Origin of the sequence: Streptomyces sp. NBC_00328 (assembly GCF_036139655.1) — a bacterium.
GTDB lineage: Bacteria > Actinomycetota > Actinomycetes > Streptomycetales > Streptomycetaceae > Streptomyces.
Genome location: NZ_CP108013.1, coordinates 1,756,808 through 1,783,142, shown reverse-complemented (window position 1 = coordinate 1,783,142; position 26,335 = coordinate 1,756,808). Strand labels below are relative to the sequence as shown.

22 protein-coding genes, 1 tRNA gene and 2 pseudogenes are annotated in these 26,335 nt (G+C 67.2%); 14 read left to right on the top strand and 11 right to left on the bottom strand.

All coding sequences use genetic code 11. The features are described 5' to 3' along the window. Positions 1 to 381 precede the first annotated feature (381 nt). The 3 genes from OG485_RS07660 to OG485_RS07650 all read left to right on the top strand — a co-directional run bounded on the left by OG485_RS07660 (position 382) and on the right by OG485_RS07650 (position 3,314). On the top strand, positions 382 to 1,221 hold the full coding sequence (locus tag OG485_RS07660; RefSeq protein WP_328665209.1) for an IS5 family transposase: 840 nt from the start codon (positions 382 to 384) through the stop codon (positions 1,219 to 1,221). A 336-nt stretch (positions 1,222 to 1,557) separates the two neighbouring features. Then, positions 1,558 to 2,925, top strand: a complete 1,368-nt coding sequence (locus OG485_RS07655; protein ID WP_328665208.1) for an FG-GAP and VCBS repeat-containing protein — start codon at positions 1,558 to 1,560, stop codon at positions 2,923 to 2,925. A 212-nt stretch (positions 2,926 to 3,137) separates the two neighbouring features. Then, positions 3,138 to 3,314 (top strand): hypothetical protein, encoded by a 177-nt coding sequence (locus OG485_RS07650; RefSeq protein ID WP_328665207.1) that lies wholly within the window; start codon positions 3,138 to 3,140, stop codon positions 3,312 to 3,314. Positions 3,315 to 3,376: 62 nt separating this feature from the next. Here OG485_RS07650 and OG485_RS07645 read toward each other — a convergent pair whose 3' ends face one another. Further along, the gene (locus OG485_RS07645; RefSeq protein WP_328665206.1) at positions 3,377 to 3,880 is read right to left on the bottom strand and encodes a hypothetical protein; all 504 of its coding nucleotides are present in this window, start codon (positions 3,878 to 3,880) and stop codon (positions 3,377 to 3,379) included. Positions 3,881 to 4,121: 241 nt separating this feature from the next. Here OG485_RS07645 and OG485_RS07640 point away from each other — a divergent pair. Then, positions 4,122 to 4,939, top strand: a protein-coding gene (locus OG485_RS07640; protein ID WP_328674269.1) for an IS5 family transposase whose coding sequence is annotated in 2 segments (ribosomal slippage) — positions 4,122 to 4,461 and positions 4,461 to 4,939 — 819 coding nt in all. Because the reading frame shifts where the segments join, the coding sequence is not laid out codon by codon here. Positions 4,940 to 4,947: 8 nt separating this feature from the next. Then, positions 4,948 to 5,253 (top strand): hypothetical protein, encoded by a 306-nt coding sequence (locus OG485_RS07635; RefSeq protein WP_328665205.1) that lies wholly within the window; start codon positions 4,948 to 4,950, stop codon positions 5,251 to 5,253. Positions 5,254 to 5,323: 70 nt separating this feature from the next. On the opposite strand, the gene OG485_RS07630 is transcribed toward OG485_RS07635, so the two are convergent. The 6 genes from OG485_RS07630 to OG485_RS07600 form a co-directional block, all read right to left on the bottom strand. Continuing rightward, positions 5,324 to 5,755 (bottom strand): DUF4259 domain-containing protein, encoded by a 432-nt coding sequence (locus OG485_RS07630; RefSeq protein WP_328665204.1) that lies wholly within the window; start codon positions 5,753 to 5,755, stop codon positions 5,324 to 5,326. A gap of 430 nt (positions 5,756 to 6,185) precedes the next feature. Continuing rightward, positions 6,186 to 6,989: a phosphatidate cytidylyltransferase gene (locus OG485_RS07620; RefSeq protein ID WP_328665203.1), complete on the bottom strand. Its 804-nt coding sequence runs from the start codon at positions 6,987 to 6,989 to the stop codon at positions 6,186 to 6,188. Further along, the gene (locus OG485_RS07615; RefSeq protein ID WP_328665202.1) at positions 6,986 to 8,749 is read right to left on the bottom strand and encodes a histidinol-phosphate transaminase; all 1,764 of its coding nucleotides are present in this window, start codon (positions 8,747 to 8,749) and stop codon (positions 6,986 to 6,988) included. The genes OG485_RS07620 and OG485_RS07615 overlap by 4 nt, the downstream gene beginning before the upstream one ends. A gap of 296 nt (positions 8,750 to 9,045) precedes the next feature. Then, positions 9,046 to 9,696: a hypothetical protein gene (locus OG485_RS07610; RefSeq protein WP_328665201.1), complete on the bottom strand. Its 651-nt coding sequence runs from the start codon at positions 9,694 to 9,696 to the stop codon at positions 9,046 to 9,048. A 56-nt stretch (positions 9,697 to 9,752) separates the two neighbouring features. Then, complete coding sequence (locus tag OG485_RS07605) at positions 9,753 to 11,351, bottom strand: ISL3 family transposase (protein WP_328665200.1); 1,599 nt, start codon at positions 11,349 to 11,351, stop codon at positions 9,753 to 9,755. 366 nt (positions 11,352 to 11,717) lie between these two features. After that, a protein-coding gene (locus OG485_RS07600; protein WP_328674268.1) for an IS5 family transposase occupies positions 11,718 to 12,517 on the bottom strand; the annotation gives its coding sequence in 2 pieces (ribosomal slippage) (positions 11,718 to 12,179 and positions 12,182 to 12,517; 798 coding nt in all). Positions 12,518 to 12,576: 59 nt separating this feature from the next. On the opposite strand from OG485_RS07600, the gene OG485_RS07595 reads away from it, so the two are divergent. The 3 genes from OG485_RS07595 to OG485_RS07585 all read left to right on the top strand — a co-directional run bounded on the left by OG485_RS07595 (position 12,577) and on the right by OG485_RS07585 (position 17,018). Further along, positions 12,577 to 13,626 (top strand): high-affinity branched-chain amino acid ABC transporter substrate-binding protein, encoded by a 1,050-nt coding sequence (locus tag OG485_RS07595; protein WP_328665199.1) that lies wholly within the window; start codon positions 12,577 to 12,579, stop codon positions 13,624 to 13,626. A 128-nt stretch (positions 13,627 to 13,754) separates the two neighbouring features. Next, positions 13,755 to 14,917 (top strand): IS3 family transposase gene (locus OG485_RS07590; protein ID WP_328664961.1). Its coding sequence is split into 2 segments (ribosomal slippage): positions 13,755 to 14,039 and positions 14,042 to 14,917, totalling 1,161 coding nucleotides; the frame shifts between segments, so codons are not numbered across the junction. A 55-nt stretch (positions 14,918 to 14,972) separates the two neighbouring features. Further along, complete coding sequence (locus OG485_RS07585) at positions 14,973 to 17,018, top strand: NACHT domain-containing protein (RefSeq protein ID WP_328665198.1); 2,046 nt, start codon at positions 14,973 to 14,975, stop codon at positions 17,016 to 17,018. 9 nt (positions 17,019 to 17,027) lie between these two features. Here OG485_RS07585 and OG485_RS07580 read toward each other — a convergent pair. Next, positions 17,028 to 17,827, bottom strand: a protein-coding gene (locus OG485_RS07580) for an IS5 family transposase (protein ID WP_328674267.1) whose coding sequence is annotated in 2 segments (ribosomal slippage) — positions 17,028 to 17,489 and positions 17,492 to 17,827 — 798 coding nt in all. Because the reading frame shifts where the segments join, the coding sequence is not laid out codon by codon here. Between the two features lie 201 nt (positions 17,828 to 18,028). Between OG485_RS07580 and OG485_RS07575 the strand changes: the two genes are divergently transcribed. Continuing rightward, positions 18,029 to 18,673: a hypothetical protein gene (locus OG485_RS07575; protein WP_328665197.1), complete on the top strand. Its 645-nt coding sequence runs from the start codon at positions 18,029 to 18,031 to the stop codon at positions 18,671 to 18,673. A gap of 124 nt (positions 18,674 to 18,797) precedes the next feature. Here OG485_RS07575 and OG485_RS07570 read toward each other — a convergent pair whose 3' ends face one another. After that, positions 18,798 to 19,700 (bottom strand): poly(ethylene terephthalate) hydrolase family protein, encoded by a 903-nt coding sequence (locus OG485_RS07570; RefSeq protein ID WP_328665196.1) that lies wholly within the window; start codon positions 19,698 to 19,700, stop codon positions 18,798 to 18,800. 1,144 nt (positions 19,701 to 20,844) lie between these two features. Here OG485_RS07570 and OG485_RS07565 point away from each other — a divergent pair. After that, positions 20,845 to 21,136, top strand: a pseudogene (locus OG485_RS07565) (helix-turn-helix domain-containing protein); the annotation flags it as partial. A 471-nt stretch (positions 21,137 to 21,607) separates the two neighbouring features. On the opposite strand, the gene OG485_RS07560 reads toward OG485_RS07565, so the two are convergent. Both OG485_RS07560 and OG485_RS07555 read right to left on the bottom strand, forming a co-directional pair. Then, positions 21,608 to 22,192 (bottom strand): hypothetical protein, encoded by a 585-nt coding sequence (locus OG485_RS07560; protein ID WP_328665195.1) that lies wholly within the window; start codon positions 22,190 to 22,192, stop codon positions 21,608 to 21,610. A gap of 82 nt (positions 22,193 to 22,274) precedes the next feature. Then, a pseudogene (locus tag OG485_RS07555) lies at positions 22,275 to 23,278 on the bottom strand (IS5 family transposase). Positions 23,279 to 23,405: 127 nt separating this feature from the next. Between OG485_RS07555 and OG485_RS07550 the strand changes: the two are divergent. The 4 genes from OG485_RS07550 to OG485_RS07535 all read left to right on the top strand — a co-directional run bounded on the left by OG485_RS07550 (position 23,406) and on the right by OG485_RS07535 (position 26,108). Next, positions 23,406 to 23,705: a hypothetical protein gene (locus tag OG485_RS07550; RefSeq protein ID WP_328665194.1), complete on the top strand. Its 300-nt coding sequence runs from the start codon at positions 23,406 to 23,408 to the stop codon at positions 23,703 to 23,705. A gap of 124 nt (positions 23,706 to 23,829) precedes the next feature. Further along, positions 23,830 to 24,504: an 8-oxoguanine DNA glycosylase OGG fold protein gene (locus OG485_RS07545; RefSeq protein ID WP_328665193.1), complete on the top strand. Its 675-nt coding sequence runs from the start codon at positions 23,830 to 23,832 to the stop codon at positions 24,502 to 24,504. A 120-nt stretch (positions 24,505 to 24,624) separates the two neighbouring features. Further along, positions 24,625 to 24,698: transfer RNA gene (locus OG485_RS07540), tRNA-Met, on the top strand. A gap of 270 nt (positions 24,699 to 24,968) precedes the next feature. Continuing rightward, positions 24,969 to 26,108 (top strand): Fic family protein, encoded by a 1,140-nt coding sequence (locus OG485_RS07535; protein ID WP_328665192.1) that lies wholly within the window; start codon positions 24,969 to 24,971, stop codon positions 26,106 to 26,108. Positions 26,109 to 26,335 lie beyond the last annotated feature (227 nt).

The following is a 26,335-nucleotide window of genomic DNA, read 5'->3' as shown; positions in this document are numbered from 1 at the left end:
ACAACCCGGCGTCCTGGGATGAAACAGGAGAAGCCGGGCCAACGCGACGCCGGAACGGCAACTCGTGCACCATCACTCACGCCAGCCTCAGCACTCCCAGACAAGCCGAGATCCAAACCGCCGTATAACAACCTAAATAGGCGCTAAACACCCTCTCAGAGGGCGTTTATGCAGGTCAAGCCCTATATGCGGCTCTCGCTCCTGCCCTGCTTCAAGGGCTTTCATCCCGTAGGCGTCGAATGACCTTCTCCGGGGCGGAGGCTTGGTCATGCGTCTTGTTCGCTTCTATACCCGGAAGTCTGTCTGGTTTTAAGATGCCACGGAATCGCCTGATGGGCAGCGGAACCAGGCCCTCCGCCTCAGTCGTGATCACGCTACGCCGTGAGCGAGCGCAAGCCGTACCCCAGCGACCTGTCTGACGCCCGATGGGCCCTGATCGAGCCGACGTTGACGGCCTGGAGAAAGGCCCGGCTCGACCGCAGGCCGACCGGGCGGCCGGCCAAGGTCGATTTACGCGACGTCTTCAACGCGATCCTCTACGTGAACCGCACCGGAATCCCCTGGAAATACCTCCCGCACGACTTCCCGAACCATGGCACCGTCTATGCCTACTACGCCGCGTGGCGGGACGAAGGAATCTTTGCCCAGCTCAATTACGACCTGACGGGACTGGCCCGGGTGAAGGAGGGGCGCAAGCCCGAGCCGACCGCCTCCGTGATCGACACTCAGAGCGTGAAGACCTCCAGCAACGTACCCCTGACCAGCCAGGGAACGGATGCGGCCAAGAAGATCGTCGGGCGGAAGCGAGGCATCCTCACCGACACGATCGGCCTCATCCTTGCCGTAACCGTCACTGCGGCTGGCCTCTCGGAGAACGTCCTGGGAATGCGCCTCCTCGACCAGGCGAAGGAGAAGTACCCGACCATTTCCAAGAGTTGGGTTGACACCGGCTTCAAGAACGCCGTCGTCGAGCACGGCGCCCGCCTCGGAATCGATGTCGAAGTCGTCAACAGAAACCCGGGCACCCGCGGATTCCACGTCGTGAAAAGACGCTGGGTGGTCGAGCGGAGTATCGGTTGGATCATGATGCACCGCCGCCTGGCCCGCGATTACGAGACCCTCACCGCCAGCTCCGAAGCCATGATCCACATCGCTTCCGTTGACAACCTCACCAGGCGCATAACGGACGAGACCACCCCCACCTGGCGAGGCACTTACTAGGGCATAAAGGGCAATCCGCCTACTTCAAACGCCCTCTGAAAGCCGCCCGGACATTCCAGCTTGCCGCGCGGCACCTCGGCCGCCGCCACCTCCCGCACCGTTGCGGTACAGCTTGCCGAAAACCAAGGCTCAAGCACGTACGACGCTTTCTCTGCGACCACGTACAACCGTTCGACCCCATCGTTGGTCTCCTGTTCGCAAACCCCACGCGTCACCCGGGCAACTTTCGGTGAACGACGTGGCGCCCCCACGCACCCCGGGCCACGCATTCCGCTTCGGCGCCCAGATCACCGACTGACCCACCGCCTCCGCGACTCACAAGGAACCCCAACGCCCATGCCCAACCGCACAGCGACCACGCTCGCCACTTTCCTGGTAGCGGGCTTAATCCCCCTCGCCCTGCCCGTCACGACAGCGAGCGCCGCGCCCGCGAAGCACGGCGACGACTTCAACGGCGACGGCTACCGCGACTACGCGTACTCAAGCTTCAGCGCCAGAGGGGGCGGCGGCGTCACCGTGGTCTTCGGGACTGCCACCGGGCCCGGCTCCACACAGCAGCGCATCACCCAGTCGAGCGCCGGCGTGCCCGGCTCCGACGAGGCCGACGACATGTTCGGCGAGGTGCGGGCCGCCGCGGACTTCGACGGCGATGGATACGGCGACCTCGCGGTGGCGGCGGTCGGCGAGAACGGCTCCCACGGCGCCGACCAGGGCGCCGTGACGGTTCTCTGGGGCTCCGCCTCCGGCCTGTCCACGGGCACGACTCTCCCGAACAAGAACCCGGGCCGCGGCAACTACATGGGCAAGGATCTGGCGGCCGGCGACTTCAACGGAGACGGCAAGCAGGACCTGGCCGTCATCAACGAATCCATGACCTACGTCTACCGCGGCCCGATCAAGCGCTCCGGCACCACCGGCACCGTGACCAAGCTCGACAAGACAACGTCCTTCTACGCCACGGCCCTGATCTCTGGCAAGGTCAACGGCGACACGAAGACCGACCTCGCGATCATCGGTGACGTGACCGCCCGCGACTACGTCGCGTCCGACGTCTGGTTCATCAAGGGCGGCGCGAGTTCGCTCACCCCGGGCAGCAGCCTTCGCCTGGAGTCCCAGTCCGGTGACGGAAGCGGCGTCGAGCGCGGAGGCGACGGTGTCATCGCCGACTTCGACAAGGACGGCTACGGCGACATCGCCGTTGGCACATCCATCTACTCCAAGCACAAGGGCCGCGTCAGCGTCTGGTACGGCTCCTCCGCCGGCCCGTCCCGAAACACCCGCCTCACCCAGGCGACCAGTGGCGTCGCCGGAACCCCGGAGAACTACGACGAGTTCGGCTCATCCATCTCGGCCGGCGACGTCAACGGCGACGGCTACGCCGATCTCGCGGTCGGCGTGCGGGACGAGAAGATCGACGGCCAGGACAACGCGGGCGGCGTGCACATCTTCAAGGGACGGGCGAGCGGCCTGTCCGGTACCGGTTCGCAGTGGTTCGCCCGCAACACCCCCGGCGTGCCCGGTGCGTTGACGGCCTACGATCAGTTCGGTGGCCTGGTACGGCTGCGCGACACGAACGGTGACAAAAAGGCTGACCTCTACGTGAGCGCCACCAGCGGTCTGCGGCTGCCCGGCTCAGCCGGCGGCATCACCACGACCGGCGCGACGGAATACAACGAGGTGCCCATCGACGGCTTCCTGCAATAACTCCCGTTGCTGAGTCCATAGTCAAGTCTCAGCATTCCGGGCATTTAGGCCCGGGAGGTCCGCCGCATCACCAGAGTTTCAGGGACTCGGCTTGAGGACGGTCTCTCGTTTCTTCCAACCGCTGGTGCGGCAGGGTTGCACGACCAGCCCACCCCGCCCCCGCCTTGCGGCGGGGGCGGGGTGGGCCGCCAGAGCGGGGCCGACTTGGCACGGTGCTCTTGCGCCAGGCCAACGGCGGTGACCTGCTCGCGCCACGCCGCCCCCTAGTCGGCGGCGCCGCCCAGGGCGTCCACGCACACGATGTCCTGGGCGGAGCCGTCGGGCAGGCCGGTGCGCTCCAGCTCACCGACGCGAAAGAGAGCGCGGTCGGCGCGGGGCCGAGGAAGTGAGCATGCCGGGCAGCGGCCGGGGCGGCTCGGTCTGACTGCGTCGTCTGGTCGAAAATCAACCCTCATCCGGATGCTTCGGGAGGTGCTGATCCGTGCAGCACGGCGTTGGCCCTGGCGACGAACGCGTCGCATGCTGCTTGAGCTGCACTGCCATGCTGGAGCATCTCTGTTTTGTCATCGGTCCGGATGATCGCGCTGGTGAGCTCCAGCACGGTGTCGGCCTGATCGGCAAGCTGCTGAACGTCTCCCTGGCCGCTTATGAGCTTGAGGCGCGAGGCGCTGCTGCGTGTCTCCACATAGAGCCGGTAGGACTCGGCCCGGGCAGCCGCAGCATCTTCGCTCCCCGGGTCGGCATCCCAGCGTGACCATCGGTCGTACTGCGCGCGACGATAGTCCTCGGCGAGGGCGATGAAGGCAGCGCAGCTGTCGAACAGGCGCTGTTGTCGCTGTTCGGAGCGGGCGCGGGTCTCGGCCCGGCGGGCGGACTTCTCCTGGTAGTGGTGCGCTATGACAGAGCCCAGCAAGGTGCCGACCACGGCTATGGCGCCGGCGATGATCCCCTCCACACCTGGTAGCGCATCACGAGGGCCTCCGGCCGTGTGAGCTGTCTTTCGGTCGTTTCTGCCGCACGGCCGAAGCTGTCAATGACGGAAGTCGAAGCTCCGGTCCTGGAAACAACGGGGTCTGCAACCGTCCAAGGGATGTCCTTGACGACACCGTTCAGGCAGTAGGCCAGGACGCTACAGCAGCGTATGTGGCTTTAACAGGTCATCTCATTTGGCCAAGTAGGCTGCTGCCGTGGCGGGAATCGTTGAGCGGCTGGTGCCGGATGAACTGTGGGAGCTGTTCCAGCGGGTGGTACCGGAGGCGCCGTCGCGGCCACAAGGCGGCGGCCGGCGTCGCCACGGCGATCGGGAGGTCCTGGCCGCGATCGTGTTCGTCGCGACCTCGGGCTGTACATGGCAGCAGTTGCCTGCGGCGTCGTTCGGGCCGTCCGGTGCGACGGCCCACCGCCGGTTCACCGAGTGGACGAAGGCCCGGGTGTGGGCCAAGCTCCACCGCCTGGTTCTCGACGAACTCGGTTCCCGCGGCGACCTGGACTGGTCGCGTTGCGCGATCGACTCGGTGAACATGAGGGCCCTGAAAAGGGGGATCTGACAGGTCCGAATCCTGTCGACCGGGGCAAATGCGGGTCGAAGATCCATCTGATCACCGAGCGGACCGGTCTGCCCCTGTCCGTCGGCATCTCCGGCGCCAACGTCCACGACAGCCAGGCCCTGATCCCTCTCGTGAAGGGCATCCCCCCGATCCGGTCCCGCCGAGGACCCCGCCGGCGCAAGCCCGGCAAGCTCCACGCCGACAAGGGCTACGACTACCGCCACCTGCGGCAATGGCTGTCACAGCGAGGCATCCAGCACCGCATCGCCCGCAAGGGCATCGAGACCTCACAGCGACTGGGCCGACACCGCTGGACGATAGAACGGACCATGGCCTGGCTTGCCGGCTGCCGCCGACTCCACCGCCGCTACGAACGCAAGGCCGAGCACTTCCTCGCCTTCACCAGCCTCGCCTGCACCCTCATCTGCTACCGCCGACTCAAGACAACTCCGATAGCTGCGCCATGATGGCCCGCGTGAGCAAAGAAACCGCGTTTGAGACCGTCTCGCGCCTGTACCAAGAGTTCATGAAACTGCCCTTTCCTCCCAGATTGGCTGGCGCAGACCGGGCCGGCTTCGACCTGGTGATGCTGGACTCGGACACCGCAGCCTGGGTCTTCATCTGGATCAAGAACGGCGGCGAACTCGAAGCGCAAGGTCGAAGCGGCCTGCTTCGCTGCATCGCCCGCCTGGACCGGGTCATGCCTGTACTCAGCGAAGCGGACGACCCTGAGTACTGGCACCGGCTGCACGAGATGGCTCGGCTTGTCGCGGATTCGTAGCCCCCAAATGAGATGACCTCTAATCACGAGTCCTGGTTCTGGCTCAGGTTTTGTGGCGAGTGACGTTCTGTCATTGTTCGACATCGAACAGCGGGATGGACGGTGGAGGCGGGGCAAGGACTGTGCGGAGGCGGGTGAGGTTGGCTCGCCACTGCTTCCAGTCTGCCGGGTCGACCCAGTTCGAGGCAGGCCCTGCCTCGTCGCTGATGACGCGGGCGAGGGCCTCGTCCGCGAGCGTCCGAAGATCGTTGGGAAAGGCGGGCATGGGTTTCTCAGGGCCGTAGGGTGTGTCGATTGGGTCGCCGCCTGGACATTGGGTCGCAATCAGTGCGGCGGCGGCCACCGCTTCTTCTCCTTCGTCGAGCCAGCCGATGGCGTCGACGGTGCGCGTGAGGACGCCACGGATCAGCGTCTCGCGCTCCTCGGGCTTGGCGTCGTCGAGCGTGTTGGCGAAGTCCGCGGCCGTGTCGTTGTCGAAGGGGCCAGTGTCCCAGGTGCCCATGTTGATCTCCTCGTGTCGCCGGGATCCTCGCATCAGCCGCTGACATTGCGATCACTGTGCGAGCAGGACGCGCTTCCGCAGAAGGGCGAAGCCAGCACGCCCGAACATCTGGCGCTTGAGCATCTTGATCCGGTTGACATGCCCCTCGACCGCGCCTGAGCTCCAGGGCAGGGTCAATCCGGCGATGACGGCGTTGAGGTCGCGGTCGATGCCGGCGGCGAGGGTGTGGAGGCTGGGCAGGTCGTCCTGTCAGACGGCGTCGGGCCACTCCGGGAGACGCTCGCCCTGGCGGTCGGTGAGCACGGTCGCGAAGGAGCGGACGTGGCGGGTGAGGGCGTTGAGCTCGGGGTATTGAGTGCGGACGGTCTTGAGCTGGAGTTGTTCATGCAGGTAGGCGCGGAGGCTGCCTCCAGGATCACCGCCCCGTGGCTCACTTCAGCACCAACAGCACCGCCAGAGCAACGAGGAGGGAGTCGATCCGGTCGAGGATGCCGCCGGAGCCGGGCAGCCACCGGCCGGCGTCCTTGGCGCCGGCGCCCCGCTTGATCATCGACTCCAGCAGGTCCCCGAGCGGGCCGCCGACCGCCACGGCCACCGCCGTCTGCCACGTCAGGGAGGACAGCACGGCCAGCGTGAGGAGACCGGCCGCGGCCCCAGCCAGCGTGCCGCTCCACCGCTTGGCGGGCGACAGCCGGGAGAGCCGGGGGCCGCCGATTCGGCGACCCGCCGCGTACGCGACGATGTCGGCGATCGACACGGCCACGAACAGGACGAGGCCGAGGGCGCCGGACGATACGAGGCCGGCCAGGGCGCCCAGCCACACGAGCCCCAGCAGGCCCGCCCCCAGGCGGCGGAGCCCGTGCTCCGCGTCGCCCGAGAACAACGGCACCCCGGCGATGGCAAGCGCCCCGGCCGCCGCCACCCGGAGCACCTCCCCGGGGGCCAGCCAGGCGGTGAGGACGAGTCCGACGATCGCCGCGTCCAGCACTGCCCGGTCCACCGGACCCAGCAGGAGCAGCCCGCCGAACTCCGCCACGGCGACCACACCGACCACAGCCACGAGCACCGCGATCCCTGGTGGACCGAGCCAGAACGCGGCGGTCACCAGGGGCACTCCGAGCGCCCACACGCACCAGCGGACCATCAGTTCACGGCGCCGGGTCGCCGCCACGGTGACGCCTCCGACCGCCAGTGCCCCGCCGAGGTACGGTACGAGATCGGCGACCGTCGTCACCGGGAGGCCCGTCCCGGCGCGGCCGACACCCGTGCGGTCGGCGTGCGCAGCGCGTCCAGGGCGCTCTGGCACGCCGCCACGATTCTCGCGTTCTCCGCCGCGTCGCGGACGGCGATCCGGACGGTCCGCCCCTCGTACGCCGGGGACATCGGCGACAGGTCACGCAGGAACACGTCGTGCCGCCGGCACTCGCGCACCAGCCGCGCCGCGCTCGGTCCGTCCGGCGGCAGGGTCACCGTGAGGAAGTTCGCCACCCCCTCGTCGACCGAGGAGAACCCGTCCAACTCCTCGAGGTCGTACGCCAGTCCCCGGCGCAGCACATGGGTGCAGGCCCAGCGCTCCGCGTAGTACGCGGGGTCGCGCAGCGCCGTCACGGCAGCCAGCTGGGCCGGCAGGCTCACGGGCCACGGCGGCGTCCAGCGCCGCAGATCCCCGGCCGTCTCCGGACCAGCCACCAGGTACGCGGCCCGCATCCCCGACAGCGCGTACATCTTCGACAGCGAGGTGCAGACCACGACCCGGGCGTCGACCGCGGCGAGCCCGGCGAGCGAGTCCGCCGGATTGACATACCCCAGGTACGCCTCGTCGATCCACCACCGGGTCCGCACGGGCGAGGCTTCGATCACCGCGCGCAGCGCGTCGGCCGGGGCGTGGCGGCCGGTCGGGTTGTTCGGATTGACCACCACCACGAGGTCGTACCGTCCGTCGCCGGTCGCGGTGGCGAGCCGGGCCGGGTCGAGCAGCCAGCCGTCCTCCCGGCGCAGCTGGAGCCGGTCGACCCGGCAGCCGATCACCCGCTCGGTGACATGGGCGTACTCCCCATAGCCGGGATCGAGCAAGAGCACCCGGCTCCCCGGCGTCAGCCACCGGCCGAACGCGCGGAAGATCAGATCGGACGAGCCCGCCCCGACGACCAGCGACTCCACCGGGAGCCCGCGGACCGCGGCGATCTCCGCGAGCAGTCCCTCCGCGCCCGTCGGTGGCGAGGTCCGGGCCACCCACTCGGGATCCTCTGAGAGGACCGCGCGGACGCCTGGGGACGGTGGGAACCAGGCGTCCAGCACATCCGCCGCGACCACCTCGTGACGGCGGGTCAGGGTCCGGAAGTCCGTGCCGATCGCCGAGAAGAACGCCCCGCCGTGCTCACAGCCGTCCGCACGCGGCGCGAAGGGCACGTCGAGCCGCCAGTCGAGGCCCGTCCTCAGCCGCTCCAGGATCCGGCCGTGGCGCTCCGCGACCGTCCTCGTCAGCTCGGCCACGGAGCCGCTGAGGACCTCGAACGAGATCGCGCCCGAGCGGACCGTGCGTCCCACCGGCCGCAGCCCGGCGGCGAGGTACATGTCGAGCAGTTCCGTGCGTCCCATCGCCACCACCCGGCGGCCGCCCCGCGCCGCGACCCAGCGCAGCGCCGCGTACATGAGGAGTGGCGCCACCGCGGTGGACCGCCAGTGTTCCTCGACGGTCAGGACGCGGACCTCGAACGGCGCCTCCTCGGTCAGGACCGGCAGCTCCTCGCGCGTCAGGTACTTGTCGAGGGAGTAGCGGCCGACCCACGGCGGGGTAAGGCTGACGAAGCCGATCCGCGTCTCGCCGCGCGCGGCCACGAGATAGATGTTGTCGCCGTCGAGTCCGTCACTCAGCCTTCCCGACGGATCCACCGGATGCTGACCGAGCTCCTCCGCGTACACGCGGTGGCGCAGTTCGTGGATCCAGTCGTGATCCCGAGGCGTGGCAGTGCGCAGCTGCAGGGCCTGGTCCATGCGTACGTCCCCCTGAGACGGTCCGGCGTTCGCGCCCCAGCATGGAGGAGTCCGGCAGCCAGCACCTGAGTACGCGTACTCAGCCGGACAGCAAAGGAGTTGGAAGCGGTCCAGGTCAGGGCCGAGTCCATGGGCAGGTGCCGAACCACCGGCGCCGGCCGTGCCCGGCACAGATGTTCGGCCACTCTGGCTCCCAACTCCTGCGGAACAGAGTCCTGTCGTCGTGACGGGCAGTGATGGCGTCACAGAAGTCGTGCCAGAACCAGAAGGGGCTCTGGCACAGATTTCGTGATCGGTTACGGTGCGTGCTGGCCACTGGTACCCGGCAGTGGTGCATTGATGGCCAGATCTTCGTCGAGTCTGGCTGCCAGGTCCTCGGCGAGAGTCGGAACATGGTGAGTGGCCCACTGCTTGGTGAGATAGAGAAAGCCTTGCAGTCCCTCCTGCACGGTATGCAGGATCCCCGGTAGGTCACCCACCACGATCTCGATGGGCTGCCCGGCAGGAGTTTCTTGAGCGTCGCCGATGTCCGGCCAGAGCTGCAAGACCTCGCCGGCATGCTCAAGCCTTGGTGAAGGGTCATGTCCGAGCCACAGGGTCTCGCCGTCTGCGATGTCGAGCCACTCGCGCCAGTCCTCCAGGCCACAACAGCATCCTGGCCGGACGGTGACGTTGGTTCGGGTGTCGTGGACGCGCAAGCCTCCTGGTGCGATGACCTTGTCTGTCTCCAGCAGGCGGCGGATCGCCTCGCTGGCGTCCGTCAAGGGGCGATCGTCGTCACCTGTCTGCGAGTTGCAGTCAGCAAGCATCGCCAGCGCGCTGCCGACTTCGAGCGGGGACATACTGCCTGACAGGGCCATGAACTGGTACGGAGGCAGGCCAGCCACTGGCCAGAAAGAGAAGTCAACGGTGTCTGGGGTTTCCAGGACGGCATTCACGATCAACACCGCGTCATTCTCGCCTCGGGCGGTCCAGCCCGCCTAGCAATTTCTCCCGGGGCTCTTCACGCCAAGAGAACTCGCTTCCGGAGGAGGTCGAAGCCGGCTCGGCCGAACATCTGGCGTTTGAGCATCTTGATGCGGTTGACGTGCCCTTCCACGACTCCGGAGCTCCAGGGAAGGGTGAGGCCGGCGACGACGGCGTCACGGTCGCGGTCGATGCCGGCGGCGAGGGTATGGAGACCGGGCAGGTCATCTTGGCGGACGGCATCGAGCCACTCGGGCAGCCGTTGGCCCTGTCGCTCAGTGAGGATCTGAGCGAACGAACGGACGTGTCTGGTGAGGGCTTCCAGTTCGGGGCAGTGGGCCAGGACGGCCTTGAGCCGGAGCTGTTCGCCCTCGGAGAGGGGCTCGGGGTGCCGGAGGATCCAGCCGGCGAAGGTGCGGGGTGCGGGCGGGGGTGCGGTGACCGGGTCGGCCGAGAGGCGCTTGGTGCGGAAGTAGGCGCGAACTCGCTGGTAGCTGCCTTTGTAGCCGAGTGGCACGATCTCCTCCCATGCCTTCCAGGCGTTGGTGCAGCCCTGGTTCCAGCGGTCGTCCAGGTAGGGTCTGAACTCGTCGAGGACAGAGGGTCGGCCCTGCCACTGGCCGTGGAAGAGGTCCTCCGGGGTGGTGGCGTCGGCAAGGAGTTTGACCGTGCGGTAAGTCATGCCGAGCTGACGTTGGATTGAGCGGCGGCTGTTACCAGCGGCGAGCAGCGAATGGACGGCGGCGTGGTTGGCCCGGGTTCTGTCGGCGAACCGGTGGCCCGTCGGCCACGGCGAGCCGGTGGGGTCAGCCGGCTCTTCCGGTTTCTTGACCTGTTGGGGCGGGTCGGGCGCGCTGCCACGCAAGCAGCCCCGATGCTCGGCGACACAATGTTCGGCGGCTTCGCTGAGGTTGTGCCAGAGGTGCCAGCGGTCCGCGACCTGCACCGCTTGGGGTGCGCCAACGGTGGCGCCTTCGGCAAAGAACGGGGCTCGGTCCCGGCAGACAATCTCGATCCCTGGCCTTTCGGCAAGCCAGGCGGCAAGGCTCGATGCCTCCCGGTCCGGCAGCAGGTCAACCGGCCGTCGCGTCTCAACGTCGACCAGCACGGTGCCGTAGTGGCGGCCCTTGCGCGTCGCGTACTCATCGACGCCGACCACTCGCGGGGCAGGCAGATCCGGTTCGGGCAGCGCCTCGACCATCCGCAGCACCGTGCTGCGGCTGACGGATACCCCGAACACACCCGCCATCCTGGCGCCCGCACGACCAGCAAGGGCGAGTCCGACCGCCGCCAGCGTCGAACGCAGACGCTCGGTCCACCGGCCGTACCTCCGGGTCAGTCCCGGTACCTGCTCAACGAACGTCTGCCGCGGGCACGAGGCGACCCGGCAGGCGAACCGTCGGACTCGCAGACACAGCACCACCCGAAGCCCCGCGCTGGGAACATCTGCCGGAAACCGCAGGTAGGAGCTATGAGTTCGACTCGACCAGCTCCCGCAGCCCGGACACGCCCAGCCGTACGCTGTACCGCGGGCCTCGACCCGCACCGTCTTGTTGCTCACGTCCACCGCCACCACCGCCACGTCCGCGATCGACGGGAACAGCAACTCCTCCAGCTGGAGGACTACTTCTTCCACGGCCTCGAACTGTCAGCTACCCGAGATCACCTCTGATCATTTTCGGGCGACTTCCCAGAGGCCGGTACGACCGCGAACCGTCACTCAGCGGGCCCGCATCACGGAATTTGAGCCAGAGCCTGAGAAGGAACAGCGCTGGAGAGTGTCCCCGCGGCGGCCGCGCACAGTCGGCCAGGTTTCCGCAGCCCCGGTCCGAGATCGGCCCGCCCGGATCCGTTCGAGTGAACGCAGCGTGCGCGCGGCATGGCGTCGGGCCGTCAGTTGATCATGCCGGTGGACTTCGACCGGGTTCGGTGAGCGGCTTGCGCGCTGGAGTCGCCGCCCGATGCCCGGTAGCAGGCTGACGATCCGTCTTTAGAAGTCATCTCATTTGGTGAGTCGGCGGTAGCAGATGAGGGTGCAGGCGATGGCGGCGAAGGCGAGGAAGTGTTCGGCTTTGCGCTCGTAGCGGCGGTGGAGTCTGCGGCAGCCGGCGAGCCAGGCGACGGACCGTTCTACGACCCAGCGGTGGCGGCCCAGGTGGGTGGAGGACTCGATGCCGCGCCGGGCCAGGCGATGGGTGATGCCCCGGCTGCGGAGCCATTGCCGCAGGTGGCGGTAGTCGTACCCCTTGTCGCCGTGCAGCTTGCCGGGCCTGCGGCGGCGCGGACCGCGTCGCGAGCGGATCGGCGGGATGCCCCGCACGAGCGGCTCCAGGCCCTGACTGTCGTGCATGTTCGCACCCGAGATGCCGACCGACAGGGGCAGCCCGGTCCGTTCGGTGATCAAGTGGATCTTCGACCCGTACTTGCCGCGATCCACAGGATTCGGACCTGTCAGATCCCCCTTTTCGTGGCCCGCATGTTCACCGAGTCGATCACACAGCGGGACCAGTCCAGTTCCCCGCGGGAACCGAGTTCGTCCAGGACCAGGCGATGGAGTTTCGCCCACACCCGGGCCTTGGACCACTCGGCGAAACGCCGGTGGGCTGTCGCTCCCGAAGGTCCGAACGAGGCGGAGGGCAGCTGCTGCCACGTGCAGCCCGACGTGGCCACGAACACGATCGCGGCCAGCACCTCCCGGTCCCCGTGCCGACGCCGACCGCCTCCCTGAGGCCGACTCGGCGCCTCCGGTACCACCCGCTGGAACAACTCCCACAACTCATCCGGCACCAGCCGCTCAACGATCCCCACACCGGAAGCCTACCGAACACTCCAAATGAGATGACTTCTTAGTGGGAGATGCAGTGGCTGAAACGATCAAGATCGCAATCGCCGGTCCGAAGACCGGCCCGGTTACGCAGTACGGCGACATGCAGTTCATCGGCGCCAAGCAGGCCATCAAGGACATCAACGCCAGGGGCGGTGTCGACGGCAAGATGCTGGAGGCCAAGGAGTACGACGACGCGGCCGACCCGAAGCAGGCAGTCGCCGTCGCGAACAAGGTCATCAACGACGGCGTGAAGTTCGTCATCGGCCACATGGCGTCGTCCGCGACCCAGCCGGCCTCGGACTTCTACGAGGACGAAGGCGTCATCATGATCACGCCTGCCGCCACCAGTCCCGAGATCACTGCCCGCGGCTACAAACTCAGCTTTCGCACCATCGGCCTCGACAGCGCCCAGGGCCCGGCGGCCGGCGCTTACATCGCCGACCGGGTGAAGCCGAAGACGGTCGCGATCCTCCACGACAAGCAGCAGTACGGCGAGGGCCTGGCCACCGCGGTCAAGCAGACGCTGGAGGGCAAGAACGTAAAGGTGGCCGTATTCGAGGGCGTCAACGCCGGCGACAAGGACTTCACCTCGATCATCCAGAAGCTGAAGCAGAACAACGTCGACTTCGTGTACTGGGGCGGCTACCACCCCGAGCTCGGCCTGATCCTCCGTCAGGCCCTGGAGAAGGGCCTGAAGGCCGGGTTCATGGCCGGCGACGCCTGCGCCAACGACTCGATCTCCCAGATCGCCCAGAACGCATCGGAGGGGCTGCTGGTGACCACCCCCGTGGCGTTCGACGAAGACCCCGCCAACAAGGCCATCGTCGAGGCGATCAAGGCTGACGGCAAGGACCCGAGCGGCCCCTACGTCTTTCCCTCCTACTCTGCGGTCCAGCTGATCGCCGACGGCATCAAGGCTGCCGGGACATCGGACGATGCCGAGAGGGTCGCGGCGGAGATCCACAAGGGCACCTTCAAGACCCCGACCGGTGACCTGAGCTTCGACGATCAGGGCGACCTCAAGAGCTTCCGCTTCGCCGTCTACGAGTGGCACGTCAACAAGCCGAAGACTCCGGCGTTCTGATAGAAGCCAACGCCCGTATCTACGGTGCCCCGCAGTCACTCCTCAACTGCGGGGCACCCGGGTCTGCTGCACGATCGGGTGACATCTGAAGTGGCTTGCCCTGTGGGGCGGGTGGGAAGGATGTCGCTGTGCCCAAGCCTTATCCGGAAGAATTCCGCCAGGACGTCGTGCGGGTCGCGAGGAACCGCGGCCCGGGCGTGACGGTGGAGCAGGTGGCCGCCGACTTCGGAGTCCACGCGATGACGCTGTGGAAATGGATGCGCCGCGCGGACATCGACGACGGGACAAAGCCCGGGACGACCAGCCAGGAGAGCGCAGAACTGCGGGAAGCACGTCGGCGGATCAAGCTGCTGGAGCAGGAGAACGAGGTCCTGCGCCGGGCCGCGGCCTACCTGTCGCAGGCACATCTGCCGGGAAAAGGATCTACCCGCTCGTGAAAGAGCTGGCCGGGGACGGTGTGCCCGTCACGGTGACGTGCCGGGTCCTGAAGCTCGCCAGACAGCCCTACTACCGCTGGCTGGAGCGGCCGGTGACCGATGCCGAGTTCGAGCAGGCCGCTCGCGCGAACGCGCTGTTCGACGCCCACCGTGAGGATCCGGAGTTCGGCTACCGCTTCCTGGCCGACGAAGCCCGCAGCGCGGGATCCGGCATGGCGGACCGGACCGCCTGGCGGATCTGCCGGGACAACCGCTGGTGGAGCGTGTTCGGCAAGAAGCGCGGCCGGACCAAGAAGGCCGGCCCGCCGGTCCACGACGACCTCGTCCGCCGGGACTTCACCACCGACGGCCCGAACCGGCTGTGGCTCACCGATATCACCGAACACGCCACGGGTGAGGGGAAGTTGTACCTCTGCGCGGTCAAGGATGTCTTCAGCAAGAGGATCGTGGGCTACTCCATCGACGCACGGATGAAGTCCCGCCTGGCCGTCGCAGCCTTGAACAACGCCGTGGCCCGCCGAGAGAACGTCGCCGGGTGTGTTCTGCACAGCGATCGTGGATCGCAGTTCCGGTCACGGAAGTTCGTCCAGGCGCTCGACCGGCACCAGATCACCGGTTCGATAGGGAGAGTCGGGGCGGCAGGCGACAACGCGGCTATGGAGTCGTTCTTCAGTCTGCTGCAGAAGAACGTCCTCGACCGCCGGGCGTGGGCCACCCGCGAGGAACTGCGGATCGCGATCGTGACCTGGATCGAGCGGACCTACCACCGACGCCGCAGACAAGCCTCCCTCGGCCGGCTGACCCCCGTCGAATTCGAGACCGTCATGACCACACCGGCCCTCCAGGCCGCGTGACCCAACCTGTCACCCAACCCTGCATCAGACCCGGGTTTTGAGCTTCGGTGTAAGCGTGCTTGGCCTGGTGATCGGGATCGCCTCATTGGCCGTTGCGTGGGAGGCATACAAGGCAGACCGCCGGGATGCGGCGGACAGCGTCCAGTTGGCCGGCATCGCCAATGACCTGGCGCGCAAGGTCAGCCAGGGCTGGGAGGCCGAGGCAAAAGTGCGAGGGCTGGACGAAGATGGATCTTTGACCGTCTCGTGGCAGCAGGCCCCTGCGGGTTTGACCGAGCCTTGGGCGAGCATCTGTGCGGCGGCCGAGAATTGGCCTACGGGCGGCGCGCCGAACCGGGATGAGTGGGCTGCTGACTCCGCCGGTCTGGGGGGAGCCGGTGCCGAGCGGATCACGGAGGTGTTCTCCAAACAGGTCCCCACACACCGCCTGGTTGTCTTGGGGCGAGAGGGAGCGGGGAAGTCAGTGCTGCTCGTCCAGCTGTTACGGAAACTCCTTGCACTGCGCGGTCAGAACAGCGAGCAGCCCGTCCCGGTTCTCCTCTCCCTGGCGTCCTGGAATCCAGTGGAGGAGGGTGATCTGTTCGCCTGGATGGACCGCAGGCTGTCGATCGACTATGAACTCCTGGGCCTGGCCGCCCCGGCACCGGACGGCTCGATCAGCCGTGCCAGAGCTCTGCTCAACGATAGGCGGATACTTCCTCTGCTGGACGGCTTCGATGAGATCAAACAAGGCTTTCGGATGGAGGCGCTGCGGAGAATCAACGCGGCGCTGCTGGCTGGCCAAGGAATCGTTCTCGCTTGCCGCACCGAGGACTACCAGAACGCCCTGTCGTACGAGCCGGCTGACTCGGGGACCCGGCCGTTACCACTCGCGCAGGCTGCTGGCATCGAACTCCAGGACCTTGACGTAGAGACAGTGCGGGCCCACCTGTGCGCAGGCGCCAGTGACGACTTCCTGTCACAGCTTTGGCGGCCGGTCATGGAAGAGCTGTCCGACGCAACCAGGCCCGTCACTCTCGCACTCCGCACCCCCCTCATGGCCTCACTGGCCGCCGACATCTACAGCATCCGTCCTGGTGAGGCCGTTGCAGGGCGCCCGTCCCCCGTTGATCTCATCATCGACCCGGCCACCGGCACACCCCGCACGCGCGCCGAAGTCGAGGACCAACTTCTCGCTGGCTTTGTGCCATCCGCATACGACCCGGGTCGCCCGGGTGCGACCCGGTGGACGGCTGAGGAGGCCGAGAGAAGCCTACGATTCCTGGCTGGTCATCTGAGGGACAACGTGAGCGGCACGACCGACATCGAATGGTGGAATCTGCGTCGGGCCGTTCCACGTGTTATCCATGCCGTGGTAATCGGGATGCCGTTCTGGGTAGCGATCGCAGTAGCCACCCCGCTGGCCATCGCTTCTTCCGCGCCTGCTTGGCTGGTCGCCACGGCTGGCGTCGTGACCGCTGGTTGGGTCCTGGGCACCCTTTACGCCTTCTTGGAGCCTAAGCCGGAGCCCGCCGCGCGGATCCGTGTTTCTTGGCCGAGCGCCGCGATGGTGGTCGCGATCAGCTGCTTCGCGGCTTACCGGGAAGATGTGGGGACCGGGGTCCTGATACTTCCTGTAGCCGTAGTGATCGTCTTCTTGGGGTTCGGCCGTAAGGCGACTCAGGACGCCGACACAGTCGTTGCTATGGATCCCCTCTCCCTCCTGGAGCGCGACCGCAAGACCGCACGCACCATCATCCTTGGCCCTCCGCTCCTGGGCCTGATCGGCATCGCTGGGCTGCTCATCTTCGGGCTCGTGACGCAGGGGCCAGCTGCTTTCGCTGGTGCTTCTGCCGAGCTCCCTTTGACGGAGGTGGCCCTGACCACGTTGGGCCTGGTTGGCCTCAGCCTCTACGGGGGCCTTGCGGTGGCCTTCCGGCATACAGCTTCGCCGGCTCTGACGATCACGTGCTGGTACCTGGCCCTCCGCCGCAAGGCACCCCGCAACATCATGAGCTTCCTCGTCGAAGCCCACCAGCAACACGCAGTGCTTCGCCGCGTCGGAGCCGTGTACCAGTTCCGGCACCTCGACCTTCAACGTCACCTAGCCGACCGTCAGTAAGAAGTCATCTCATTTGGTGAGTCGGCGGTAGCAGATGAGGGTGCAGGCGATGGCGGCGAAGGCGAGGAAGTGTTCGGCTTTGCGTTCGTAGCGGCGGTGGAGTCGGCGGCAGCCGGCGAGCCAGGCAACAGATCGCTCCACGACCCAGCGGTGGCGGCCCAGGTGGGCGGAGGACTCTATGCCGCGTCGGGCCAGGCGGTGCGTGATGCCCCGGCTGCGGAGCCATTGCCGCAGGTGGCGGTAGTCGTAGCCCTTGTCGCCGTGCAGCTTGCCGGGCCTGCGACGGCGTGGACCGCGTCGCGAACGGATCGGCGGGATACCCCGCACGAGCGGCTCCAGGCCCTGACTGTCGTGCATGTTCGCACCCGAGATGCCGACCGACAGGGGCAGTCCGGTCCGTTCGGTGATCAAGTGGATCTTCGACCCGTACTTGCCGCGATCTACCGGATTCGGACCTGTCAGATCCCCTTTTTCGTGGCCCGCATGTTCACCGAGTCGATCACATAGCGGGACCAGTCCAGTTCCCCGCGGGAACCGAGCTCGTCCAGGACCAGGCGATGGAGCTTCGCCCACACCCGGGCCTTCGACCACTCGGCGAAACGCCGGTGGGCTGTCGCTCCCGAAGGTCCGAACGGGGCGGAGGGCAGTTGCTGCCACGTGCAGCCCGACGTGGCCACGAACACGATCGCGGCCAGCACCTCCCGATCCCCGTGCCGACGCCGGCCGCCTCCCTGAGGTCGACTCGGCGCCTCCGGCACCACCCGCTGGAACAACTCCCACAACTCATCCGGCACCAGCCGCTCAACGATCCCCACATCGGAAGCCTACCGAACACTCCAAATGAGATGACTTCTTATGGATCCGCAGGTCGGTGCTGGCGAAGCCATCCCTCCAAAGGAGCTACACCCTTCCCGGATCGCGGACGGTCGAAGCCCCTTCGGTGGTGATGTCGGGGCAAGGGCCCGTGACCCCATGGGGAAACGCTGATTCGTGAGGGAAGGGAGCGTGCGATGGTCTCGACTGCGCTGGTGGCGACTGGGGTTGCCCAACTGCTGCTCGCCTGGGCCGCGTTACGGAGGCGAGGCGGTCCAGGATGCTGGATCACTATCCTCGGCGTCACCCTGGCGTACGACTCGCTGGTCGTGGCCATGGGGGCGGCGATGGGGGAGGGGGAGGCTCTGGAGGCACTCAACACGGGCTGGTTCCTGGTGCACGCGGTCCTGACGCCGCTGGCCGTCGTGTGCGGGGCGCTGCTGCTCGGACCGGACCCGCGTACGGCTCGGTGGGCCTGGGCGGTCGCCGGAGGGCTCTCGGTGCTCGGGGTGCTCACCACCCTGCCCGGCCTCGAACTGGAGCCCCGCACCTGGGCGGACACCCTGCGCTACACGGACGCCGGCGACGCGGGGGCTCCCGTCGCCGCGGTCCTCGCGATCCTGGCGCTGCTGGTGATCGGTCTGGTGACGTGGAGACGTCATGGGATGCCGTGGGTCGCGCTGGGCGCCCTCGCCGTCCTCGTCGCCTCCGCGCTCGCGTTCAGGGTGCCGCCCCTGGGCAACCTCGGTGAAGGGCTCATGCTGGCGGGTCTGCTGGCCGCCCTGCGCGACTGGCGCCTCGACGTGAACGGGACTCCCGTGCCCGCGTCGGCCGCGCGCTGAGCCGCCGGGCCACCCGGGGTGACAGTCGGCCGGTGGAGCCGTGCCGCAGCGGTACGCGCGGTCCCGCGGCAGACCGGTGCCCCCGCCCGGAGGACGGGGGCACCGTGCGACGCCCGCAGGATGCTCAGCAGGCGTTGGTCAGGAAGGAAGAGATGGCACTGCCGGAATATCCGCAGGTGAACGGGGTGAAGCGGGTGTCGTTGTTCAGGTAGCGCTTGAACCAGGACACCATCACCCGGGAGGTGGTGGTGTTGGACGCCGCGGGCGCGCCGTGCGAGGCCCCGGACATCTCGACGTACTCCTTCTGCCCGGCGAGCGTGTTGTAGAAGGGGATCGCGTGGCTGCTCGGCGATGCGACGGTGTCCGACTGGCCGCCGACGATGGCCACCGGCTCACTGACGTTGTTCCAGGTCTTGTCACTGTCCCAGGGGGCCAGCGGTACAGCGGCCTTGACCAAGCCGGTGGTGTCCGCCGCCAGCGCCTCCAGGCTGCCGCCGCCACCCATCGAGTGACCCATCACCCCGCGCCGGGTACCGTCCGCCCGTGACCGGACCGCGGTCGGCGCGGAGTTCACCGCCCAGTTCAGCGCGGCCAGTAACTGGGTTCCCCGGCTGGCGGGCTGGTCGTAGACGGAGTTGGTGTTGATGCCGACGACCACGAATCCCCAGGACGCCAGTCGGGGGCCGAGCCAGCTGATGCTGGACCAGGAGGCGGTGAAGCCGGGGGAGACGGCGACGACCGGGTAGGCGCCGGCCGTGGAGGGGTAGTAGACCTGGCCCCCGCCGAAGCCGCTCTGGCCGGTGACGGCGGCGCTGGTCACGGTGAAGCTGCCGCTGCCGGTGATGTTGGAACTGGTGGGGGCCTGGCCGATCTCGTCGGCCGTCGCCGTTCCGGAGGAGCCGAACATCAGACCTGTCGCGAGGCCGAGCGACAGCATCAGCGTCGTCAGCGCGCGCATCAGGCGGGAACGCCCGGCCCGGGCGGGCGCGGGCGGGGCGGAGGGTGTGGGGGAGGTCTGCCGATTCACAGCTCGTCACGTCCTTGGTAGAGGTGTGGGGGATGTGGGGGATCCGGAGCCGGGCGGCGGTGCTTGGCAGTGCTTGCCGGTACTTCCGGTGACTGCTGGGACTGTTCGCGCGCCGCCGTGTCCCGTCACTGTCGTCGTCGCGGCTCTTCGTCGCGGTTCGGTGATGGGGTGGTTGGCGGGTGGGGTGACGGTACGTCGGGAGGTGCGTGGGGCAGGTGTGGCGCCTCTCGTCGCCGTGAGGTCATTGTGGGACCGGGCGGACCGGCGGGCATCGGCGAAATCACCGGTGTCCGGCGGGCGGCCGCGTGCGCCGGACGGGCGCGAACGACCTGATAAGGTGTCATATCCCTCCATGGTGATGGGTGGTCAGGTCACGCTACTGCTCTGACCGGGATGGTTCACCGGGTTGTGGTTGGCGGTGAGGGGCCGTGGGCCGGTTGGATGTGGGGACACATCCGATCTGGTGCATGGAGGGGTTGTGGCAGAGGACTCTGCTGCGCAATTGCGTGCGGGGTGATGGTGGGCGCGGGATGATCGTCCGTGCGGTCGTTGTCCTGTCGTGCGGCCGTGGGGGTGATGCGGTTGTCGATGCGGCCGGAGGGGTTGCCGGAGGTTCCGGCGCAGACCGTGGCAGCACCTCGTGCAGTCGCTGCCATACACCGGCCTCGTTCGGCCATACGGCGTTGGCCACTGGCCGCCGTGCAAGCCATGGGCACGGGATCTCCGTGCGGGTTCGCCATCCCGGTTCACCGGACCTGGCGGACCGTCACCGGATTGACACTGATCCTTACTTTCGCTGGTGAATGTCTTCATTAGGCCGCGCGGCCGGCTTGACGAGCGGCGCGAGGGGGCATGGCCGGATGCTCCAAAGTCACTCCCAGCCGACCTCCGGAGGCGTCGCCTGCAGGGCGTCGATGGCAGCAGTGGAGGGCACGCATATTGACGGGTCTTCGAAGTTGGTGGGGGTCGACGGCCGGGCCGTGCTCCTCCGCGACCAGTCGGACGACGGTCAGCCCTTGAGCGTTTTCAGCGTGGCCACTGATCGGGTGACGGCGGTGGCATGAGGTGGATGCCCGCAACACACAGGGCTCCCGCGCCGTTGAGGGAGGTGTTCGAAGTCTCACCCACCGACACAGGAGCCCTGTTGGTTCCTTATCCTGCCGCACTCGACCTCCTTCACGCCTTGGTCGAGTGGTCACGATGCTCATCGTCACCCGTGAGGGTGACCGACGGTGCGAACTCCCGCCGCACCAGCGCGCCCTGGTCGCACTCGTGCACCTACGTCGTCACGACAGCCTGGCGAGGATTGCGCACGGCTTCGGGATATCCGTGGGCACCGCCCACGCCTACGTCACCGCCGTCGTCGATCTGCTTGCCGACCATGTCCGGGCCTGCTGAAGACTCTGCGCCAGGAAGATCCTGCCTTCGTCCTCCTGGCGCGAGACCGGAACGCTCTTCAGCACTACGGATTCCAACACAACGTGCGCGCGGTCGAATCTCGCGCAGCCATCGTCCTCGACTTCCTGATGAGATTCCTCGACACGGAGCTACTTCCAAAACTTGGCCCCGACGAACTGGTGACGATCCAACCGGACCTCGACACGGCTCGGGGGAGTCTCAGCGACATCAAGTCATTCGTCCGCCACCGCATGAACAGGCTGCGCGGCAACGAACTGGCTGGTGTTGAGCACCGAACCGCCCACTGCACCGAATGCCGCCAGGATGCGCTAGGGCGCGTATCGGGTCGTGATCACTCTGTGGGATTCGGATTCGAGTCAGGATTTGATTCAGCAGTTACTCGGGAACCGTGGGCTGGTGGCTCTGCTGAAGGATGCCGGGGCCGCCGCGCTGAACAGTGCCTCACCCCGGGCAGGCGCCCTCGATCGTTCGCCGTCGGCATGGTGTGTTCAGGTGTGCAGGCGGTCGAGTTCGTCGGCGCGGCGATGATCCTTCGGCCGTCCGATGGCCCGCCGCATTCGGATCAGGTCGTCAAGCGACGCATAGCGGATCGTGAAACCGGAGGAGTCGTCGGCGCCTTGTGCTCGGGCCAGGCAGTCGGTGACATCAAGGTCGCCCCAGGACAAGGCAGGCGTGCACAGATCCCCGGCGGCACCGGTCACCTGGTATCCCACCTGGGCTCGGTCGAGGTCGGGGAGATCGGTGCGGCCAGCCGCGGCGAGGGCATCTCGCAAGGCTCGGGCCTGCGCAGGTGTGCCGTCCCACAGCAGGTCGAGGTCCCCGGTCAGCTCGGCGGATCCGTGCATGATGCCAGCGACCTGGCCGATGACCATCGCGTGCGAGCCGGCCTCGTGCAGGGCGCGCAGGAAGGGGATCGGGTCAAAACCGAGTGCCCCGTCCGTGGCGAACGTTCCGGTGAGGTCATCAGCGTCCTCCGGTCGGCACCCTGTGGCGGTACGGTCACGAGTGGCCTCTTCGATACGGCGGATGGCCTGACGAAGTCGCACTGCAGCATGCTCATTCATGCTGCTCATCCAACATGATGACCAGCCCAGCTTCGACCGGGTATCAGTCGGCCACGTGCGGCCAATACAGGCATCGTGACACCTTGCTGGATCAAGGAGCGGTCCGCGTGAGGTCCTTGATCCAGATGATCGAGGCGCGAAGGTGGAGGCCAGCGAGGTAGCTCTCGGGTGTCTTGTCGTAGCGAGTGGCGATACCTCGCCAGGCCTTCAGCTTGTTGATCAGGCGCTCAACGGTGTTGCGCTCTTTGTACAGGTCAGCGTCGTGGGTGACTGGCCGACCGCCCTTGTGGCCCTTCTTCTTCCGATTGGCAGCCTGGTCCTTCTTCTCCGGGATGACAGCCTTGATCTGGCGTTTCCGCAGGTAGGCGCGATTGCCTCGGGACGCGTAGGCCTTGTCCCCGGCAACCGCGTTGGGTCGGGTGCGAGGACGGCCGACGGGCCCCCGGACACGCACCTTCTCGAGCACGGGGATGAACTGCGGGCTGTCCGCGGCCTGTCCTGCAGTCAGGACGAACGCCAGCGGGTGGCACCTGCGGTCGGCGGCAAGGTGAACCTTGCTTGTCTGCCCGCCCCGCGAGCGTCCCAGGAGGGCAGCTTGCAGTCGGAGCTTTCGGCGATGCAGGACGCGTCGTCGCAACTCCCGCTCGGGATCCGCTTCGGCAACCTGCCCGTTTCGCTCCTTGAGGCTGCCCCCTTTGACCTGGCCTTCTTCTCCTCGGCGGCCGCCTCCTCCAGGACAGTGATCACATCTTGGCCCAGGTGCATCCCGGCCGCGTCATGGTGGGCCCGGGCGGTGGTGGAGTCGATGCTGACCAGGGACAGGTCCACCTCACCCCTCTTCGCTGCTTCCGCGATCAGGCCCTCCAACAGGACCTCGAAGACGCCGGCGTCACGCCACTGCCGGAAGCGGTTGGAGACGGTCGACCAGGCACCGAACTCCTGCGGCATCTCCCGCCACTGCCCGCCCGTCTTGAACCGCCAGATCACGCCCTCGAACTGCTGTCGCAGCCGCTCGGGGTACGGGCCGTACTCGCCGATCGGCAGGTACGGCTCGATGAACTCCCAATCTGTGTCTGCCAGTTGCACTCGAGTCACGCAAGAGGATCTATCGGATCAGGCTTCGGAGTGAGGGCGAATCCCAAAGATTGATCACGACTCGATACGCGCCCTAGTCGTCGACTCTGATGGAGCGCAGTGCCATTTCTGCTCCATAACCTGGACCGTGAAGGAGCTACTGGCTGACGTCTGGCGCGACCCCGACCCTCAAGGCAGCCCGGGTATGGACTGCCCCTCCTGCCATGCCCACGCACTCCTCGATTGCGCTGTGTTCGTCAAGCCGTCGAGTAGCACCGCGATGTACTGCCTCGCTTGCACCAAGGAGTTCGACAATCTCAGCGTGTGCGTGGGTTGCGGCTGCTTCTGGCCCAAGAATGACGAGACGTTCAAGGCTGCCGGGCAACTACTGTGCGACGACTGCCAGTACCGAATTCGCCTAGAAGAAGACGAGCGGTTCTGGAAGTAGCCCGCGCAGCCGCCATTGTCGCTGCGGCTGCATCCCGTCTGCCGTCGGCCTGCACACCGTATAGCGGGCGTGGTTCTCGCCGCGTGGCAATGCGCCTGTCTTCAGCCCCGAGCAAGGAGCACAAGTGCCCGTAGTACCCGACGATGCCCGTCTTCCCGACCGTGAGGCGGTTCTCGGTCAGGCGATCCCTTTCGACCGGGCCCGCTGGATCTCTCAGCTCCCGGATTCCACCTGGTGGCCGGACGCGCTCGACGAGTGTCCGCAGACGGGTCGTTGGCCCCGTGTGGACCGGCGGACCGTGTTCAGCATCGCCCGCCAGGCAGACACCGCGGAAGGCCGACGTCACCTCCTGGTCGCCGCCCTGGTCTGGGGGAACGGCACCAAGGCGCGATCAGTCCGGCGCAGCGCACGCGTCTTCCAGAACTCCACCCGCGCGGACTTCGACGCCCGACTGTACGAGGCGCTCGACGTTCTCCGAGAACAGGGTGCCGTCGCCGCATACCGTGCCTTCAACAACGAGCAGCACATCCCTTATCTGGGGCCGGCGTTCTTCACCAAAGTGCTCTACTTCGCCGGGCACGAGAACGCTGCGGCGCACCACCGTCCGGTCATCCTGGACAGCGTCGTGTCACGGGCTCTCAGGGCCGTGGGCGCGGTGGAGGCCGGCTGGCCGGACAACGGATGGACCACAGCCCAGTACGACCGCTATGTGACCATGGTGCACGACTGCGCGGGGGCCCGTGGCGTCCTGCCTGACCAGGTGGAGGCAGCACTGTTCTCGTACGGCAAGCGGCTGTAGGGACTCGCTATGAGTCCTTCCAGTCCGGAGGAAGCGGCTGCCGCGACCGCCGACCTCGCGGGCAGGCTATCGATCATGGTCTCGGGGCGGAGCCAGCTGGAGTAGGGTGGGGTCATCCGACGCGGGGTGGAGCAGCTCGGTAGCTCGCTGGGCTCATAACCCAGAGGTCGCAGGTTCAAATCCTGTCCCCGCTACTGATGTGTGAGGGGCCAGCACAATGTGCTGGCCCCTCACACGTGTTCAGCCCCCCGTGCGTGCGGCGTGGCAGCTGGAGCTACCGAGAACGGTTCACGGACGGACACGGTGGTGGGGTGGACCGCAGCTATTGACTGCTCCCCGCGCACGCGGGCGTAGCGGTGGTCGGTGGCTTGTACGGCAGGCGGAGCTGCCTGCGTCTCTGCAGGTTGGCGTGGTCAGCGCTCTCGACTCCTACCGGAATGATAGGTGGCTGGTATCATTGAGTCATGCTGTATAAGACTCCCGCGCTCGACGCCGCGGACCTCAAGGTTCTGCACGAGGTGGACGGCCTGCGCGAGCACCTGCGTGACGCGGTGCAGCAGGCGCCGATGAAGTGGACTCAGGATCTGCGTAAGGCGCTGACCGCGAGCGCGATCGCGGCATCGAACACGATCGAGGGCTATCAGGTTGACGCGAAGGACGTCGCCGACCTGATGGACGGGGAGCGTGAGGTCGACGCCAGCGAGGAGAACAAGGCGGAGACCCTCGCCTACCAGCAGGCGATGACGTACATCCAGTCCCTCCACGACGTCGCCGACTTCCGGTACAGCAAGGAACTCCTCAACGCGTTGCACTGGATGCTCCAGGGCCACCACCCGCTGCGCATCGCCGGGCAGTGGCGTAAGACCTCGATCCGGATCACCGCGCCCGGTGACGAGCTCGCCACCGACTACGACGGACCCGACCAGGATCTCGTGCCCGGCCTGATGGCCGAGCTGGTGGACTGGCTTAATGACGGCGACACCGAAGCGCACGTCCTGATCCGGGCGGCGATGGCGCACCTGAACCTGGTGAAGATCCATCCGTGGTCCGACGGGAACGGCCGTATGTCCCGTTCCCTGCAGACCCTGCTGATTGCCCGCGGCGGCGTTCTCGCACCTGAGTTCTCCTCGATCGAGGAATGGCTCGGGATGCCCGGCAACACCTGGGAGTACTACAAGGTGCTCCGCGAGGTCGGCGGCCCTGTGTACTCGCCCGAACGCGACACCCTGCCTTGGATCAAGTTCAACCTGCGCGCCTACCACGAGCAGGCGCAGCGGGTGCAGCACCGGGTCGACCGCTCGAACCAGGTCTGGATCGAGCTGATGGAGCACGCCGACACCAACGGGATCAGCGAGCGGCAAGTGACCGCCCTCCACGAGGTCGCGATGGTGGGGCGGGTACGCCGCTCGCGCTACGAGCGGCAGGAAGCGATCAACACCCAGCAGGCAACCCGGGACCTGCAGGCCCTCACGAAGGCCGACGTCCTCACCGCGATTGGGCAGACGAAGGGCCGCCACTACGTCGCCGGCCCCCGCTTCCCGCAGAACGTCATGGCGACCTCACGCCGACCGCACCGCATCATCAACCCCTACGCCACCGCATAACACCAAGGCAGCTGGACTCGGGCTGATCGAACTGCGGCGATGACGTCCACAAGACGGCCCTGACCGCCATGGTCTCCTTCGATATCGTCCAGCAGCGGCCCGCCCGGATCAGCGAAGACCAACGCGACTGCCTGAACCCGCTCCTGGGTGCGTGACCCCCCTGACGGATGATCCGCACCCATACGGCGCGTTCCACGCCAGGGAGCGGGGCACGGTTCGCGAGCATC

Excerpts from the sequence above, each read along its gene's own strand:
- OG485_RS07655 (WP_328665208.1), top strand. The coding sequence starts at position 1,558 with ATGCCCAACCGCACAGCGACCACGCTCGCCACTTTCCTGGTAGCGGGC.
- OG485_RS07630 (WP_328665204.1), bottom strand. The coding sequence starts at position 5,755 with ATGGGCACCTGGGACACTGGCCCCTTCGACAACGACACGGCCGCGGAC.
- OG485_RS07615 (WP_328665202.1), bottom strand. The coding sequence starts at position 8,749 with ATGGACCAGGCCCTGCAGCTGCGCACTGCCACGCCTCGGGATCACGAC.
- OG485_RS07575 (WP_328665197.1), top strand. The coding sequence starts at position 18,029 with ATGGTCTCGACTGCGCTGGTGGCGACTGGGGTTGCCCAACTGCTGCTC.
- OG485_RS07560 (WP_328665195.1), bottom strand. The coding sequence starts at position 22,192 with ATGAGCAGCATGAATGAGCATGCTGCAGTGCGACTTCGTCAGGCCATC.
- OG485_RS07535 (WP_328665192.1), top strand. The coding sequence starts at position 24,969 with ATGCTGTATAAGACTCCCGCGCTCGACGCCGCGGACCTCAAGGTTCTG.